The sequence below is a fragment of the Nocardia sp. JMUB6875 genome, assembly GCF_041154655.1.
In the GTDB taxonomy this organism is placed as follows: domain Bacteria; phylum Actinomycetota; class Actinomycetes; order Mycobacteriales; family Mycobacteriaceae; genus Nocardia.
In genome coordinates, this window is sequence record NZ_BAAFGR010000069.1 from 1 (window position 1) to 14,069 (window position 14,069).

Sequence of the window (14,069 nt, forward strand, 5' to 3'; positions counted from 1 at the left end):
CCACCCCCGGCGCCCAGTCCGGATCCTCCTCGGGATCCTCCAAGGTCCTGGCCTTACCGCTGGCCTTCCTGGCCTTCCCGGTCTGCTTCAACGACTCCACCGACCCGAACTACGACCCGGGCCCGCTGTGCAAATTCATGATGGGCCTCTACAGCGGCAGCGCCGGCTTGCTGCCCTGACCGTTCCACGCAAAAGCGAAGGGCCGGTACGAATTTCGTACCGGCCCTTCGGGCTTCATGCGTTGCTACGCGTTACCGCGCCGAGGAATCAGTCTTCCTCGGCGAAGTTGCGGGTGCGGTTCGGATCCACCGGGATGCCCGGTCCGGTGTTCGTGGAGAACGTCACCTTCTTGACGTAGCGGCCCTTCGCGGTGGAGGGCTTGACACGCAGGATCTCGTCGAGCGCGGCGCCGTAGTTCTCGGCCAGCTTCTTCTCGTCGAAGGAAGCCTTGCCGATCACGAAGTGCAGGTTGGCCTGCTTGTCGACGCGGAAGTTGATCTTGCCGCCCTTGATGTCCTGAACGGCCTTGGTCACGTCGGGGGTGACGGTGCCGGTCTTGGGGTTCGGCATCAGACCACGCGGGCCCAGGACACGCGCGATACGACCGACCTTGGCCATCTGGTCCGGGGTGGCGATCGCGGCGTCGAAGTCCAGCCAGCCGCCCTGGATGCGCTCGATCAGGTCCTCGGCGCCCACGGCGTCGGCACCGGCGGCCTCGGCCTCGGCGGCCTTGTCGCCGACGGCGAACACGATGACGCGGGCGGTCTTACCGGTGCCGTGCGGCAGGTTGACGGTGCCGCGGACCATCTGGTCGGCCTTGCGGGGATCGACGCCCAGACGGACGGCGACCTCGACGGTGGCGTCGGTCTTGGTGGTCGCGGTCTCCTTCGCCAGGCGCACGGCGCTCAGCGGGGAGTACAGCGCGGCGCGGTCGACCTTGGCGGCCGCCTCGAGATAAGCCTTGCTTCGTTTTGCCATTTTTGTCTGTCCTTGTCTAAGTCAGAAGTGGTGCGGGACAGGCGGTCCCTCCCACGCGAGCTCCGCATCGCCTTTCAGCGATACAGCAAGCTCTACTCCGCGATGGTGATACCCATCGAGCGGGCGGTACCAGCGATGATCTTCGCCGCGGCGTCGATGTCGTTGGCGTTGAGGTCTTCCTGCTTGGTCTTGGCGATCTCACGGATCTGATCCATGGTGACCTGCGCGACCTTGGTGCGGTGCGGCTCGGCGGAGCCCTTCTGCACACCGGCGGCCTTCAGCAGCAGACGCGCGGCAGGCGGCGTCTTCAGCTTGAAGTCGAACGAGCGGTCCTCGTAGACCGTGATCTCGACCGGGATGACGTTGCCACGCTGCGACTCGGTCGCCGCGTTGTACGCCTTGCAGAACTCCATGATGTTGACGCCGTGCTGACCCAGCGCGGGGCCGACCGGCGGGGCCGGGTTAGCGGCACCGGCCTGGATCTGGAGCTTGATAAGCCCAGAGACCTTCTTCTTCTTCGGGGGCATCTTTCTTCCTTGGTTAGGTTTCTTACGGATCACCCGTAAGCCTTTTCCGGGATTTGCGCTTTGGGCAATGTCAAGCTTCGGCCCAAGGCACAACCCGGCAAGTCTACGTGAACGCGAAAAAGGCGGTGACACCGGGGAAACCCGGGCCACCGCCTCCACGCGCTTAAATCTTGGCGACCTGCGTGAAGGCCAGCTCGACCGGAGTCTCGCGGCCGAAGATCGAGACCAGCACCTTGAGCTTCTGCTGCTCGGCGTTGACCTCGGAGATGCTGGCCGGGAGGGTGGCGAAGGGGCCGTCCATGACGGTGACCGACTCGCCGACCTCGAAGTCGACCTCGATGACCGGCTTCACGATCGAGGTGTCGCCGGAGGTGGTGGCGGTCGCGGCAGCGGCGGCGGCCGGGGCGGCCTTCTTCTGCTGCGCGGCCGGGACCAGGAACTTCACCACTTCGGGAATGGTGAGCGGCGACGGACGCGAGGTGGCGCCGACGAATCCGGTCACACCGGGGGTGTTGCGCACGGCGCCCCAGGACTCGTCGTTCAGCTCCATGCGGACCAGGATGTAGCCCGGCAGCACCTTGCGGTTGACGTTCTTCTTCTGGCCGTTCTTGATCTCGGTGACCTCTTCGGTCGGGACCTCGACCTGGAAGATGTACTCCTCGAGACCGAGGTTCTGCACGCGGGTCTCGAGATTGGTCTTCACCTTGTTCTCGTAGCCGGCGTAGGAGTGCACGACGTACCAGTCACCGGGCGCGCGGCGCAGCGCGGCGGTCATCTCGGCGACCGGATCGGCCGGCTCGTCGGAGATGTCGGCCGCGGGGCGGGCGGGCTCGGACTCTTCCGCGTCGGCGGCGAATTCGTCGGCGGTGAAGCCCTCAGCGTCCTCGACGTCCGCGGCGGTCTCGTCGATCACCACGTCATCCACCGGGAATTCCTCGGTTGTGCCGTTCTCCGGGGTGCTCACTGGGGCACTCGCTTTCTTGGTCGTCACGTAATCCTCTGCGCGCCGGGGCATTACGCCCGGCGGATGGTCCCGCTCCCCCGCCTCTGCACGGGGGCCGGTCACCGGCCGCGACGGTCAGAGGCGGTCATCGTGCCGCCTAGCCGAAGAGCCAGTTGACACCCTTGATGAACGCCACATCCAACCCGCTGATGTAGGCGATCACGAAGATCACGAACACCAGGACAACGCTCGTATAGGTGACCATCTGCTTGCGGTTGGGCCAGATGACCTTGCGAAGTTCCGCAACAACTTGCTTGAGGAACGTCCACAGGCTCACGAACGGATTGGCCCGACCGTCTTTTCCGGCCTTCTTGGCTTTGCCGGACTGCTTGGGGGTTGCCTTCGTAGCCGACGGACGATCGATCGTCGCGGTCGCACTCGATGACGCACCGCGTGAGCGCCGGGCGGACCGCTTGCCGCTCGGTCGAGCCGCCGCGGCGGTGTCATCGCCATCTTCGTGGCGAAGGTCCCGCTCGTCGTCGCTCACGTCGATCCTCTCTAACGTCGGCATCCAGGGCAGGGGCGACAGGACTTGAACCTGCAACCTGCGGTTTTGGAGACCGCTGCTCTGCCAGTTGAGCTACGCCCCTTCGGCTGGACGGGGTTGGGTCCAGCCACTGTTACTTATTCAGTTGTACACGGGTTTTCACACAACATACGCGCCGCTCCTCGGAGCAGCGCGCATCGGCTGGTGACCCCAGATTCCCGAGTGTACGTTACCCCGCGTGGCGATCGCCAATCGGGGTGTCGCGACGTACCTCGGGTCGATTGTCAGGACAGCTGGACGGTTGCGGTGGCGCGGCCGAAGATCTTGCGGCCCTCCGACTTGGCCACGATGGCGATGACGGCGGTGCGGGTCTCGGGGTCCACGGACTTCACCTTGCCGGTGTATTCGATCTCCGCCGGGCGGTCGACCGGGACGTACACGGGGCTGGTGAAGCGCACGTTGTACTCCTTGACCGCACCCGGGTCGCCCAGCCACGAGGTGACGAAGCCGCCGCCCAGGCCCATGGTCAGCATGCCGTGCGCCACAACGTTTTCCAGGCCGACCAGCTTCACGACATCGTCGCTCCAGTGGATCGGATTGGCGTCGCCGGAGACGCCGGCGTAGTTCACCAGATCGCCGCGGGTGAGTTGCACCGTGCGCGGGGGCAGTTCGTCGCCGGCCGCGATGTCCTCGAAGCGCCGGGTGTACGCGCTGGCCGTGACGCGGCCGGTCGGGACGACCGCCACGCCCTGCTCGGGCGTCTCGACCTCGACGGGCTTGTCGGCGGCGGCGTCCGGGCCGACCCCGTGCATGAGCACATTGCGCACGGCGTCACCGATATTGGGATCGATGTCACCGCCGCTGCGGCCGATCAGGGTGGTGTAGGTGGTGAGCACCAGCTCGTCGTTCTGGGCCACCACGTCATTGCGGGTGACGATGATGTCGCCGCCGAAGGCCTGCCGGAACGAGTGCAGGTAGACGATGCAGGACAGCTGGTCGCCGGCCTTGATGGGCCGGTGGAACTCCAGGATCTGATCGGTCTGCATGATCTGGCTCAGGTCGTAGCCGGTGACGATCTGCTCGAAGAGCTTGCGCTGGGCCAGGATTCCGACCAGGGAGATGAAGGTGAGCGGGGCCAGCAGACCGTCGTGGCCGTAGCTCTGCGCGACGTCCTCGTCCCAGTGCACCGGGTGGTAATCCTGCACGGCGCGGGCGTACTCACGCACCTTCTCGCGGCCGACCTCGTAGTAGTCGTCGACGCGGTAGTGATGGCCGACCATCGCGGCGGCGTGCGCGGCGGGGTCGAAAAGCTCAGTGGAATCGACCATGTCGGCCTCGGGGATCTCGGTGTTGATCGTCACGGCAGGAAGTCCCTATCTGATCCCTCATCAGGATCGGGCGAGAGCGCTGAACCACCGCTATATACACCAAGTGCCGGACCGGAGCCAATGTCCCTTTTCAAGAGACGAGTGACTTGCCGATCCGGCACTGCTTCCACGCGGTAGAACGCGCGGGGTTAAGTTAGCGAGACTCGCGGTGCGCCCGGTGGGTACCGCAGTTCGGGCAGAACTTCTTCAGCTCGAGGCGGTCCGGGTCGTTACGCCGGTTCTTCTTGGTGATGTAGTTGCGGTGCTTGCACTGCTCGCAGGCCAAGGTGATCTTTGGCCGGATATCAGTGGACTTCGCGGCCACGATTTGCCTTCTTTCCGGTCAGCCTGATTGGGATATCAGTATGTAGCGATGGCCGGACTTGAACCGGCGACACAACGATTATGAGTCGTTTGCTCTACCGACTGAGCTACACCGCCATCTGTTGTCGGTACTTGACGGCGGGAAGGTCCCGGTCCTGCGAGGAGAAGCCGAGTCGGTCACCACCGGCAATCCGGCGAGCCCCCTAACGGAATCGAACCGTTGACCTTTTCCTTACCATGGAAACGCTCTGCCGACTGAGCTAAGGGGGCGTGTCTGTCTTGCTCCGGACCAGGCCGGGGCGCTGACGACTTGAACGAGATTACACACTCCCCCGCCGCAGTTCCAAATCCTGTGGTCAGAGCATGTTTTGGCGCGGATCGGAGGGGGTAGGCGGGACGAGCCCGGCGCGGGGTGACACAGCCTGAAATACAAAGAACCCCGCGGACTTCGGTCCACGGGGTTCTTCGGTGGCAGATGTAGGATTCGAACCTACGTAGGCTTTCGCCGACGGATTTACAGTCCGCTCCCATTGGCCGCTCGGGCAATCTGCCGGGTCACGCCTTGCGGCGCGGTGACGAGAATACATCCAACCCCCGCCCGCAATGCAAACCGGCTGGATATCGCCACGCCGCAGGGACTAGCGTCGGCGTTCGACACCCCAATTTTCCGATCTCGGACAAGGAGCACAAGCGTGGCCGATTCGTCGTTCGATGTGGTGAGCAAGATCGATCGCCAGGAGGTGGACAACGCGCTCAACCAGGCCGCCAAGGAGCTGAGCCAGCGCTACGACTTCCGCGGCACCGGCGCGAGCATCGAATGGTCCGGCGAGGAGAAGATCATCCTCAGCGCGGAGTCCGAGGATCGCGTGAAGGCGGCGCTGGATGTGTTCAAGGAGAAGCTGATTCGCCGCGACATCTCGCTCAAGGCGTTCGACGCCGGCGATCCGCAGGCCTCCGGAAAGGTGTACAAGATCACAGGCACCCTGGTGCAGGGGATCACCACCGAGAACGCCAAGAAGATCGCCAAGAAGATCCGCGACGAGGGCCCCAAGAGCGTGAAGGCGCAGATTCAGGGCGAGGAGCTGCGGGTCAGCTCCAAGAGCCGCGACGACCTGCAGTCGGTCATCTCGCTGCTCAAGAACAGCGACTTCGACATCGCCCTGCAGTTCGTGAATTACCGCTAGCAGCGGTGGACGGTGGGGGCTACGCCCCCACACCCCCGAGAAAGGGGAAACCGGGGGCCCAGCCCCCGGACCCCCATTTCAGTAGCGGCGGGGGCCGCCCGCCATCTCTTCCAGCCGGGCGATCCGGTCTTCCATGGGCGGGTGGGTGGAGAACCAGCGCGCCATGCGGTCGCCGTTGCGGAACGGGTTGGCGATCATCAGGTGCGATTGAGCCGTCAGTTGCGGCTCCGGGGGTAGCGGGGCGGCCTGGGTGCCGCGTTCCAGCTTGCGCAGGGCCGAGGCGAGGGCGAGGGGGTCGCCGGTGAGTTCCGCGCCGTCCTGGTCGGCCTGGTATTCGCGGGAGCGGGAGACGGCCAGCTTGATGAGCGAGGCCGCGATCGGGCCGAGCAGCGAAACCAGCAGGATGCCAATGACATTCGGGCCTTCGCCGTCGCGGTTGCCGCCGAAGATGCCGGCGAAGAAGGCGAGGTTCGCCAGGCCCGAGATGACGGCGGCGAGCGCGCCCGCGACCGACGAGATCAGGATGTCGCGGTTGTAGACGTGCGAGAGTTCGTGGCCCAGCACGGCGCGCAGTTCCCGTTCGTCGAGGATCTGCAGGATGCCGGTGGTGCAGCAGACCGCGGCGTTGCGCGGATTGCGGCCGGTGGCAAAGGCATTGGGGGCATTGGTGGGGCTGATGTAGAGCCGCGGCATGGGTTGCCGTGCGGCCGTGGCCAACTCGCGCACGATCCGGTACATGGCCGGGGCTTCCAGCTCGGTCACCGGCTGTGCGTGCATGGCCTTGAGCGCCAGCTTGTCGCTGTTGAAGTACGCGTACGCGTTCATGCCCACGGCCAGCAGGATCGAGAAGCCCAGGATCATCGGGCTCCGGAACATGGCCCCGGCGAACACGATCAGCGCGGACATCCCGACCAAGAGGCCGAACGTCTTCAACCCGTTCGCATACCCGTGCCCATGCATACGGTCTCCTTCCGACGTCCCCTCATCGCTGAGTTACACCAGGTCAACGATAGAGGTCACGGCGGAGTTCCTCCGTGACCTTCGGCCGCCGCGCGCGGACCGTCAGCCGACGCGTTCGATGGTGTAGCGGACCAGGTGTTCGAGGGCCTCGTTGGCGGGGCCGGCGGGGAGGGCGGAGAGTTCGGCGTGGGCGATGTCGGCGTAGCCGTGCAGCTTCTCCTTGGCCAGGACCAGGCCGCGGGAGCGGGACAGCAGGTAGAGGGCCTCTTCCACCTCGGCGTCGGACTGCAGCGGCTGGGCCAGCAGTTTGCGCAGGCGGTCGCCCTCGGCGCCCTCGTCGCGCAGGGCGTAGAGGACGGGCAGGGTGTGGACGCCCTCGCGCAGGTCGGTGCCGGGGGTCTTGCCGGACTGCTCGGAGACCGAGGAGATGTCGATGATGTCGTCGGCGATCTGGAAGGCGGTGCCCACGGCGTCGCCGAGGCGGGCCAGCCGCTCGACGTGGTCGGTGCCCGCGCCGGAGAAGGTGCCGCCGAAGCGGCCCGCGGCGGCGATCAGCGAGCCGGTCTTCTCCCACACCACGCGCAGGTAGTGCTCGACGGGATCCTGGGACTGCCGGGCGCCGATGGTCTCGCGCATCTGGCCGGTGACCAGCTCGGCGAAGGTCTCGGCGATGATGCGGACCGCGTCGGGGCCGAGGGTGGAGACCAGCCGGGAGGCGTGCGCGAACAGGTAGTCGCCGGCCAGGATGGCGACGCTGTTGCCCCAGCGCGAGTTCACGCTGGGTGCGCCGCGGCGCATGGAGGCCTCGTCCATGACGTCGTCGTGGTAGAGGGTGGCCAGGTGCACGAGTTCCACGACCGTGCCGGCGGTGACCAGGTCGGGGCTGGTCGGGTCGGGGCCGAGCTGGCCGGTGAGGATGGTGAACAGCGGGCGGAACCGCTTGCCGCCGGCCTTGGCCAGGTGCAGCGCCGCCTCCTGCAGGAACTCCTCGCCGTCGGACAGCTCGGTGATGAGCAGGTCCTCGACTTCGATCAGGCCCTTGCGCACAGTGGCAGCGAGCTCGGGATCACCCAGATCCACCCCCGCGACCACGGTGCTCTCATCGCTCACAGCTGATGCGCTCATTTCTTCTCCCAGTGCCGCGTCCGACCCCACGCCAAAGAACCTAGCGTGTGGACCGATCACCCCCTATGGACACCACCGTAGTGCGACGCACGAAACACTCGCTATGTGAATTGAAACGGCGTGACGCGGAAGCCGGGGCAAATATGCGCCGTCGGTGATGTGCTGCAAGTATTGAGCGCATGGGTTCACCGGAAGTCGCGCCCGAGCAGGGGAAATCGTCGGATGTTCTGCCTGCGCACGCCGATGTGCTGGTAGTCGGGGCCGGACCTGCCGGTTCGGCCGCGGCCGCGTGGGCGGCGCGCGCGGGACGCGATGTGCTGCTGACGGACTCCGCGGTGTTCCCGCGCGACAAGACCTGCGGCGACGGCCTGACCCCGCGCGCCACCGCGGAACTGGAGCATCTCGGGCTGGGTGACTGGGTGCGGACGCACACGGTCAATCGCGGTCTGCGGATGGCCGGGTTCGGCCGCGAGGCGCTGCTGCCCTGGCCCGACGGGTCGTTCCCGGCCTACGGAAGTGCCGTTCCGCGAACCGAACTCGACGACAAGCTGCGCGAGACCGCGGTGAAGTCGGGGGCGCGGATGGTGGACGGGGCCAAGGTGGTCGAGGTGGCCCGCGAGGGCGACCGGGTCACCGGGGTGACCGTCAAGACCGACGGCGGGCTGCGGGCGGTGTCGTGTAAGACGCTGATCGTGGCCGACGGGGTGCGCTCGCCCGTGGGAAAGATGCTGGGCCGCACCTGGCATCGGCAGTACGCGTACGGGACCGCGGCGCGCGCCTACATCAAGTCCGAGCGCAGCGACGACGAGTGGATCACCTCGCATCTCGAATTGCGGGACGCCGACGGTGAATTGATTCCGGGCTACGGCTGGGTGTTCCCGCTGGGCAATGGCGAGGTCAATATCGGCGTCGGTTCGCTGGCCACCGAGAAGCGGCCCTCGCACATCGCGCTGAAACCGCTACTGCAGCACTATGTCTCGCAGCGCCGCGCGGAGTGGGGTTTCGAGGGCGAGGCGCGGGCGGTGGCCTCGGCGCTGCTGCCCATGGGCGGCGCGGTGTCGAATCTGGCCGGACGCAACTGGGCGCTGGTCGGGGATGCGGCGGGCTGCGTGAACCCGCTCAATGGCGAGGGCATCGACTACGGCCTGGAGGGCGGGCACATGCTCGCCGGGATCCTGGACGAGCCGGATCTGACCCACATCTGGCCGCGGATGCTGAAGGAACGCTACGGCCGCACCTATTCGGTGGCGCGGCGGCTGGCGGGGCTGGCCACCCATCCGCGCACGGTGCCGCTGGGCGGGCCGCCCATGATGCGGTCGAAGCTGTTGCAGCGCACCGCCGTCCGGGTGATGGGCAATCTGGTCACCGACGAGGACCTGGACGTGACCGCCCGGCTGTGGCGGGGCGCGGGCCGGGCCTCCCTGCGGTTCGACAAGATCCAGCCGTTCTCATGACCGCCCGGCCGGTTCCCGAGGAGCTGCTGCCGCATCTGCGGCGAGCGCGGGATCTGGCCGACCGGAACTACGCGGAGCCGCTGGATCTGGACAGTCTGGCGGCGGCCGCGGGGGTGTCGAAGTATCACTTCCTGCGGTGTTTCGCCGCGACCTACGGCAAGACGCCCGCTCTGTATCTCGCCGAGCGGCGGATCGAGCGGGCGCAGGATCTCTTGCGCGCCACCAACGTGACGGTGACCGAGGCCTGCATGCTGGTCGGCTATTCGAGCCTCGGATCGTTCAGTCGGAAGTTCACCGAACTGGTGGGGATGTCGCCCTCGGAGTATCAAGCGAAGTTCGCGGCCGAGGGCGCACCCCACATCCCGGGTTGCTACGTCTTCATGCACGGTCTCTCGGATCGGAAACCGCTGCTGTAGCGGCTATTCGGCGGGCAGCACGTGGATGCCGGTCTTGTCCGTCGAGAGCGCCAGCGAGCTGATGTATTGGATCTCGCCCTCGGGTCCCGGGACCGCGGAGGCGATCATGTCCGGACGCTCGAACTCCATGCCGGTGACCACGCAGGTGAGGGTCTCGCCCGAGGGGTTGCCGTGCTCGTCGTCCAGCGGCAGGTCGATGCCGTCGTGGTCGCGGCGCAGGTAGTACTTGCCCTTGGTGAGGATGGCGGTGAGCGGGGTCGCCAGGAACGAAACCACCACGGCCACAATGGGTGAGTACGGCTTCAGGGTCTCGCCGAAGATCCCGAAGAAGGTCATGATCGACAGCACCGCGGACAGGCCGAAGCCGACCAGGCCGACCGGGTTGAAGTCGTAGAGCATGCCGCGGCGGAATTCCGGCCGCTTGGGCGAGATCTTCAGCACGTACTTGTTGATCGCGATATCCGTTGCGACGGTGACGATCCAGGCGATGCCGCAGTTGGCGTAGAAGCCGAGGATGTTGTTGAGGAAGTCGAACATGTTGGCTTCCATCAGGATCAGCGCGATGGCCAGGTTCAGGCCGAGGAACACGATGCGGCCCGGGTAGGTCTTGGTGACGCGGGTGAAGGAGTTGGTCCACGCCAGCGAACCCGAATACGCGTTGGTCACATTGATTTTGATCTGGCTGATGACCACCAGCGCCACGGCCAGGGTCATGGCCAGCCAGGACGGCATCATGTCGCGGTAGATCTCGAGGAACTGGTGCACCGGCTGATTGGCGATGTCCTGCGCGCCGGGCAGGTTGGCGATCAGGTAGACCGCCAGGAACAGGCCGACGACCTGCTTGATGGCGCCGAACAGCACCCAGCCGGGTCCGGCCAGCAGCATCCAGCCCCACCACTTGCGGGCGTTCTCCGGCGTCCGGGGCGGCATGAAGCGCAGGTAGTCGATCTGCTCGGCGATCTGGGCGATGAGCGAGAGGCAGACGCCCGCGGCGAGCAGCGCGCCCGACAGGCTCACGCCCTTGCCGTCCTGGCCGCCGTAGGACAGGAAGGTGCCGACCGAATCCGGGTGCCGCACCAGCAGGAAGCCGAACGGCAGCACCATCAGGATCAGCCACAGCGGGGTGGTCCACACCTGCAGCTTGGCCAGGGTGTTCATGCCGTAGATGACCAGCGGGAAGATCATCACCGTGGACACCAGGTAGCCGAGCGGAAGCGGCACGTGCAGGCCCAGTTTCAGGCCCTGCGCCATGATCGAGCCCTCGAGCGCGAAGAAGATGAAGGTGAACGAGGCGAACACGATGTTCGTGACCACCGACCCGTAGTACCCGAAGCCGCTGCCGCGGGTGATCAGGTCCAGGTCGATGTTGTAGCGCGCGGCGTAGTAGGCCAGCGGGAAGCCGGTCAGCATGACGACGATGGCGAAGATGCCGATGCCCAGCAGCGCGTTGCCGGTGCCGTTGGCGATGCCGATGTTGGCGCCGATGGAGAAGTCGGCCAGGTAGGCGATGCCGCCCAGCGCGGAGACGCCGACCACCGCCGGACTCCATTTGCGGTAGCTGCGCGGCGCGAACCGCAGCGTGTAATCCTCCAGCGTCTCTTTCGACGCTGCGACCGCATTGGCCGCGGGTGTTTCGACCTGAACCACCGGCACTCCTCGTTCTGGCTTGTCACGAGCTTGTTCCGGTTTCGAGGGTGGTCAGCGAATGTTGATCTTGGCTTTCCGAGTCGTTGCGCGGCTGTTACGTCAGGCTCACCGAGGTTCCGAGTGTGTGAACTGAGCTATCGGCGAGAATCGCGCAATTCTGGAGAAGCCCGGGGGGCCTGCTGGTCAATAGCCTTTTATGCATGACGACCATCACCAATGTCTCGCTAGTGACCGTGTACGTGACCGATCAGAGCGCCGCCAAGCAGTGGTACACCGAGAAGCTGGGTTTCGTGGAGTCCAGCGATGTGACCATGGGCGACAACGGTTTCCGCTGGGTGACCGTGACGCATCCGAATCATCCGGAACTCGAGGTCACGCTGATGATTCCGGGTCCCCCGCTGGACGACAATCTCGCCGAGGCCATCCGCCGGTCCATGAAGAACGGCACGCACGGCGCGCTGGGGCTGCGAACCGAGAACTGCCAGAAGACCTTCGAGGAGCTCACCGCCAAGGGCGTGGAGTTCGTGCAGCCGCCGTCGGAGCGCCCCTACGGCGTGGAAGCAATCATCCGCGACAACTCCGGCAACTGGCTCGTGCTGATGGAACCGCGCGAATTCGATCCGGCCACCGCGCAGTTCGGGCCGGAGTGAGCCCGGCCCGTGGATGCGGGACCACCCCCGCATCCACGGTTGAACCGGAATCAGGCGTTCTGTGCGGCGAACCAGGTCTCGACGGACTTGCGCTCGCTGTTCATGACCTTCTTGAGCAGGTTCTCGACCAGCGGCTCGATGGCCCCGCCCACCAGCGGGACCTTCACGTCGACGGTGCCGGTGACCTCGATCTCGGAACCCTCTGCGGTGGGCCGCAATTCGAACTCGCCCGCCATCTCGGTGGTGATGCCGCCGGAGCGGCCGGTGAAGGCGCCCTTGGCGACGCCGTCGGCGAGCGGGCCCCAGGTGTCGGTGCGCTCGAGCATGAGATCGCTCTTGAGCACCTTCTTGACGATGCCGGGAATCTGGTCTTCGGGTGCTTTTTCGGTCATATGGATGCGAATGGTGCCGGGGCCGTCCGGGTGGGTGAGCTCCAGCGTGGCGGTGGACGCTCCTTCGAAGCGTGCCTGCCACATCTCGTCATTGGTGAGTGCCCGGTGAAGATCTTCGACCGGAACGCTGTACTGCACGGTGAAGCTGAATTTTCGGGACATGGCGAAGACCGTAGCTCAGGGATGGAATAGCCTGCTGAAGTGTCGGAAACTAGCCAGTCTCATAGCGCTGAACAGCGACGGACTGTTCGGTTGCGGCGGGCCCGGATAGGGGTCGTCATCACCGCGTCGGTCTTCAGCGTGCTGGCCGTGCTGCTGGTGCTGGCGGCTTGGCGCGACGATAGTCTGATCAACTCCGACAAGGGCGTGACCAGCGCCGAAGTGCTCTCGGCGGGCACGCTGCGGTCCGCGGTCATCTTCGTGACGCCCGACGGCGAGACCCACAATCCGAAGACCGGCGTGCTGTATCCGACCAAGCTGACCGTCGGCGAGCGCATCAATGTCGAATATCGGCGCAGCGATCCCGATCTGGTGCGGGTGGCGGGTCGCGATGCGCGTGTCGCGATCATTCCGGCACTGTCGGTCATCGTGGTCGCCTGGACCATCGCGCTGCCCCTGCTGTGGCTGCTCGGCTCGCCGCCGACCCTGTGGTTCAACGCGATCGTGCGCTGGGCGCGCGCCGCGCGGGGACGATCGTCGCGAGCCCGCAGCGCCGGATAAGGTGCGAAGGTGGCGAAATTACGGCAGCGGGAATCGTTTCGGGCCCAGCTGGACAAGCAGCCGCGCGATGTGGCGTCGATGTTCGATGGCGTCGCCAAGCGGTATGACATCACCAATACCGTGATGACCGGAGGCATCGACCGTTATTGGCGGCTGATGACCCGGAAGGCGCTGGCGCTGCGGCCCGGTGAGCGAGTCCTCGATCTCGCGGCGGGAACCGGTGTTTCGACGGTGGAAATGGCCAAGTCGGGCGCCTGGTGCCTGGCCGCCGACTTCTCCCAGGGCATGCTCGCGGCGGGCCGCTGGCGGAATGTGCCGATGGTGGCGGGCGATGCCATGGCCCTGCCCTTCGCCGACGAGTCCTTCGACGCGGTCACCATCTCCTACGGGCTGCGCAATGTCTCCGATCCGGATCTGGCGCTGCGGGAGATGCTGCGGGTGACCAAGCCCGGCGGCCGCCTGGTGGTGGCCGAGTTCTCCACGCCGACATTCGCGCCGTTCCGGACGGTGTACATGGAATACCTGATGAAGGCGCTCCCGCAGGTCGCCAATGCGGTGAGCTCCAATCCGGACGCCTACGTCTACCTGGCCGAATCCATCCGGGCCTGGCCGAATCAGGCGCAGCTGGCCCTGCGCATCGCGGATGCGGGCTGGTCGGCGGTGAAGTGGCGCAATCTCACCGGCGGGATCGTGGCCCTGCATCGCGCCTACAAGCTCTGAGCTGTGGCATTGCTCACGGCAGGCCGCTGACCTGGCCTCACAGTCGAGAAATCCGAGTGTGAGCTGGATTGTCATCTAGCGATAACTTTCGGTAAATCGCCCGCAACCGGGGCTG

16 protein-coding genes and 4 tRNA genes are annotated in these 14,069 nt (G+C 66.0%); 6 read left to right on the plus strand and 14 right to left on the minus strand.

Translation table 11 applies throughout. The features are described 5' to 3' along the window. Positions 1 to 267 precede the first annotated feature (267 nt). The 10 genes from rplA to ACAM49_RS19210 all read right to left on the minus strand — a co-directional run bounded on the left by rplA (position 268) and on the right by ACAM49_RS19210 (position 5,238). On the minus strand, positions 268 to 978 hold the full coding sequence (rplA, locus tag ACAM49_RS19165; protein ID WP_033088696.1) for a 50S ribosomal protein L1: 711 nt from the start codon (positions 976 to 978) through the stop codon (positions 268 to 270). A gap of 92 nt (positions 979 to 1,070) precedes the next feature. After that, positions 1,071 to 1,505 carry a 50S ribosomal protein L11 gene (rplK, locus tag ACAM49_RS19170; protein ID WP_040813474.1) on the minus strand — a complete coding sequence of 145 codons (435 nt, stop codon included), beginning with the start codon at positions 1,503 to 1,505 and terminating at the stop codon, positions 1,071 to 1,073. A gap of 163 nt (positions 1,506 to 1,668) precedes the next feature. Continuing rightward, positions 1,669 to 2,469 (minus strand): transcription termination/antitermination protein NusG, encoded by an 801-nt coding sequence (gene nusG / locus ACAM49_RS19175; protein ID WP_369636899.1) that lies wholly within the window; start codon positions 2,467 to 2,469, stop codon positions 1,669 to 1,671. Positions 2,470 to 2,605: 136 nt separating this feature from the next. Beyond that, a complete protein-coding gene (secE, locus tag ACAM49_RS19180; RefSeq protein ID WP_369636900.1) occupies positions 2,606 to 3,019 on the minus strand; it encodes a preprotein translocase subunit SecE in 414 nt (137 codons plus the stop codon). A 6-nt stretch (positions 3,020 to 3,025) separates the two neighbouring features. After that, a tRNA-Trp gene (locus ACAM49_RS19185) sits at positions 3,026 to 3,098 on the minus strand. A 181-nt stretch (positions 3,099 to 3,279) separates the two neighbouring features. After that, the gene (locus ACAM49_RS19190) at positions 3,280 to 4,323 is read right to left on the minus strand and encodes a fused (3R)-hydroxyacyl-ACP dehydratase subunits HadA/HadB (RefSeq protein ID WP_369636931.1); all 1,044 of its coding nucleotides are present in this window, start codon (positions 4,321 to 4,323) and stop codon (positions 3,280 to 3,282) included. Positions 4,324 to 4,516: 193 nt separating this feature from the next. Further along, a complete protein-coding gene (rpmG, locus tag ACAM49_RS19195) occupies positions 4,517 to 4,687 on the minus strand; it encodes a 50S ribosomal protein L33 (protein ID WP_029925945.1) in 171 nt (56 codons plus the stop codon). A gap of 43 nt (positions 4,688 to 4,730) precedes the next feature. Continuing rightward, positions 4,731 to 4,803: transfer RNA gene (locus tag ACAM49_RS19200), tRNA-Met, on the minus strand. 80 nt (positions 4,804 to 4,883) lie between these two features. Further along, positions 4,884 to 4,956, minus strand: a tRNA-Thr gene (locus tag ACAM49_RS19205). A gap of 199 nt (positions 4,957 to 5,155) precedes the next feature. Beyond that, a tRNA-Tyr gene (locus ACAM49_RS19210) sits at positions 5,156 to 5,238 on the minus strand. Between the two features lie 140 nt (positions 5,239 to 5,378). On the opposite strand from ACAM49_RS19210, the gene ACAM49_RS19215 reads away from it, so the two are divergent. Then, the gene (locus tag ACAM49_RS19215; RefSeq protein WP_369636901.1) at positions 5,379 to 5,870 is read left to right on the plus strand and encodes a YajQ family cyclic di-GMP-binding protein; all 492 of its coding nucleotides are present in this window, start codon (positions 5,379 to 5,381) and stop codon (positions 5,868 to 5,870) included. 78 nt (positions 5,871 to 5,948) lie between these two features. On the opposite strand, the gene htpX is transcribed toward ACAM49_RS19215, so the two are convergent. Together htpX and ACAM49_RS19225 are read right to left on the minus strand one after the other, a co-directional pair. After that, positions 5,949 to 6,830: a zinc metalloprotease HtpX gene (gene htpX, locus ACAM49_RS19220; RefSeq protein WP_369636902.1), complete on the minus strand. Its 882-nt coding sequence runs from the start codon at positions 6,828 to 6,830 to the stop codon at positions 5,949 to 5,951. 102 nt (positions 6,831 to 6,932) lie between these two features. Then, entirely contained in the window at positions 6,933 to 7,955 is a 1,023-nt protein-coding gene (locus ACAM49_RS19225) for a polyprenyl synthetase family protein (RefSeq protein ID WP_369636903.1), read from the minus strand. A gap of 179 nt (positions 7,956 to 8,134) precedes the next feature. Between ACAM49_RS19225 and ACAM49_RS19230 the strand changes: the two genes are divergently transcribed. Then, complete coding sequence (locus ACAM49_RS19230; RefSeq protein WP_369636904.1) at positions 8,135 to 9,409, plus strand: geranylgeranyl reductase family protein; 1,275 nt, start codon at positions 8,135 to 8,137, stop codon at positions 9,407 to 9,409. After that, complete coding sequence (locus ACAM49_RS19235; protein ID WP_369636905.1) at positions 9,406 to 9,825, plus strand: helix-turn-helix transcriptional regulator; 420 nt, start codon at positions 9,406 to 9,408, stop codon at positions 9,823 to 9,825. The genes ACAM49_RS19230 and ACAM49_RS19235 overlap by 4 nt, the downstream gene beginning before the upstream one ends. 3 nt (positions 9,826 to 9,828) lie before the next feature. On the opposite strand, the gene ACAM49_RS19240 is transcribed toward ACAM49_RS19235, so the two are convergent. Beyond that, positions 9,829 to 11,472, minus strand: a complete 1,644-nt coding sequence (locus tag ACAM49_RS19240) for a cytosine permease (protein WP_369636906.1) — start codon at positions 11,470 to 11,472, stop codon at positions 9,829 to 9,831. Positions 11,473 to 11,672: 200 nt separating this feature from the next. On the opposite strand from ACAM49_RS19240, the gene ACAM49_RS19245 reads away from it, so the two are divergent. Further along, positions 11,673 to 12,122, plus strand: coding sequence for a VOC family protein (locus ACAM49_RS19245; RefSeq protein WP_369636907.1), 450 nt, complete (start codon positions 11,673 to 11,675; stop codon positions 12,120 to 12,122). A 50-nt stretch (positions 12,123 to 12,172) separates the two neighbouring features. Here ACAM49_RS19245 and ACAM49_RS19250 read toward each other — a convergent pair whose 3' ends face one another. After that, entirely contained in the window at positions 12,173 to 12,676 is a 504-nt protein-coding gene (locus ACAM49_RS19250; protein ID WP_369636908.1) for a DUF2505 domain-containing protein, read from the minus strand. 90 nt (positions 12,677 to 12,766) lie between these two features. Here ACAM49_RS19250 and ACAM49_RS19255 point away from each other — a divergent pair, with 90 nt between their 5' ends. After that, a complete protein-coding gene (locus tag ACAM49_RS19255; RefSeq protein ID WP_369636909.1) occupies positions 12,767 to 13,234 on the plus strand; it encodes a DUF3592 domain-containing protein in 468 nt (155 codons plus the stop codon). A 9-nt stretch (positions 13,235 to 13,243) separates the two neighbouring features. Continuing rightward, positions 13,244 to 13,954, plus strand: coding sequence for a demethylmenaquinone methyltransferase (locus ACAM49_RS19260; protein WP_369636910.1), 711 nt, complete (start codon positions 13,244 to 13,246; stop codon positions 13,952 to 13,954). The last annotated feature ends 115 nt before the right edge of the window (positions 13,955 to 14,069 follow it).